Source organism: Rhizobacter sp. P2_H2 (assembly GCF_056403375.1).
The window spans coordinates 1-1573 of record NZ_JBFUFP010001186.1; the positions used below are offsets into that span (position 1 = coordinate 1).

Annotated in this window: 3 protein-coding genes; all 3 read left to right on the forward strand. The window is 67.3% G+C overall.

Going from position 1 to position 1573, the window contains the following annotated elements; translation table 11 throughout:
* The coding region (locus AC1D15_RS31415; RefSeq protein WP_477829120.1) for an ATP-binding cassette domain-containing protein at positions 1–654 on the forward strand (654 nt) is incomplete at its 5' end.
* A 147-nt stretch (positions 655–801) separates the two neighbouring features.
* Positions 802–1308, forward strand: a complete 507-nt coding sequence (locus tag AC1D15_RS31420; protein WP_477829121.1) for a hypothetical protein — start codon at positions 802–804, stop codon at positions 1306–1308.
* Positions 1309–1342: 34 nt separating this feature from the next.
* On the forward strand, positions 1343–1573 hold a 231-nt coding region (locus tag AC1D15_RS31425; RefSeq protein ID WP_477829122.1), incomplete at its 3' end, for a LysR family transcriptional regulator.

Sequence of the window (1573 nt, forward strand, 5' to 3'; positions counted from 1 at the left end):
GTGGTGGGCCCGTCGGGCTCGGGCAAGAGCACGCTCGCGCGGCTGCTGTACCGCTTCTACGACGTGCAGGCCGGCGTGATCACGATCGACGGCCAGGACCTGCGCTCCGTCACACAGGGCAGCGTGCGCCAGAACATCGGCATCGTCCCGCAGGACACGGTGCTGTTCAACGACAGCGTCGCCTACAACATCGCCTACGGCCGGCCCGGCACCGGTGCCGCCGAGGTCGAGGCGGCGGCGAAGGCGGCCCGCATCCACGATTTCATCGTCTCGACGCCCAAGGGCTACGAGACGACGGTCGGCGAGCGCGGGCTGAAGCTGAGCGGCGGCGAGAAGCAGCGCGTCGCGATCGCGCGCACGCTGCTGAAGGACCCGCCGATCATGATCTTCGACGAGGCCACCTCGGCGCTCGACTCGGCCAACGAGCGCGCGATCCAGGCCGAGCTGCAGGGCGTCGCGCGCAACAAGACGGCGCTCGTCATCGCGCACCGGCTGTCCACCGTCGTCGATGCGCACCAGATCCTGGTGATGGAGCAGGGCCGCATCGTCGAACGCGGCACGCATGCGCAATTGTTGGCACTCGACGGCCGTTACGCCGACATGTGGCGGCTGCAGCAGAGCGCCGCATCCGACGAGCTGTCCGCCGTCATGTAGGAAGGCTCCGAAGAATCCGACCCGGTTCGTGAAAAACGAGCGTGAACTCTCAGTCAATTGTGAACAATCGTTACGGAGCTGACGAGCACACATCTTGTTGCACTTCTAGAGTCGCGTTCACCGATTCACCCACAGAGGACGGATGCGATGACTGCTCACAAGACTTTTTCCCGTGCGGTTCTGTTTTCCTTGCTGGCGGTCGCCGGCGCGATCTCGACGCCTGCCAAGGCGGCGCCTGATGCGGTGGCCCATGCCACCTTGCGCCTGCCCGACGCCAAGGTCGTCTGGATCGACAACGAGAGCTTTGCCTTCGACACCTGCTCGGCCGCCGGCAGCGAGCACGTGGCCGCGGTGATGGGCGCGCTGCGCGAGCGGCTGATGAGCGACCTGGGCCCGATGATGCTGAACAACGGCGTGACGCCGGCGAGCCAGCAGTTCGTCACGCTGACGCCGGTGAATGGCGGGCAGGACTGCAACACGCTGGCCAGCCGCGTGGTGTTCCGCGTGGCCGGCGCCAGCGCCAAGGCGGGCGGCGCCTGGACCGCCGACATCGTCGCGCAGACCGCCGGGCCGACGGCCGATTCACGCCAGGCGTCGACCCAGCTGGTGAACGACCTGGTGCACGAACTGGACATCACGCTGAGCAAGCGCTGAAGAAGCCCTGAACCGCGGGCCCTAAACTCTTGCCGTGGAAACCAAGTGGCTTGAAGATTTCGTCAGCCTCGCCGAGACGCGGAGCTTTTCGCGTTCGGCGCAGATGCGGCATGTGACGCAGCCGGCGTTCTCGCGCCGCATCCAGGCGCTGGAGGCCTGGGCCGGGCTGGACCTGGTCGACCGCTCGTCGTACCCGACCCGCCTCACGCCGGCCGGCGAGACCTTCCATGCGCAGGCGCTGGACATCCTCGGCGCGCTGCAGACC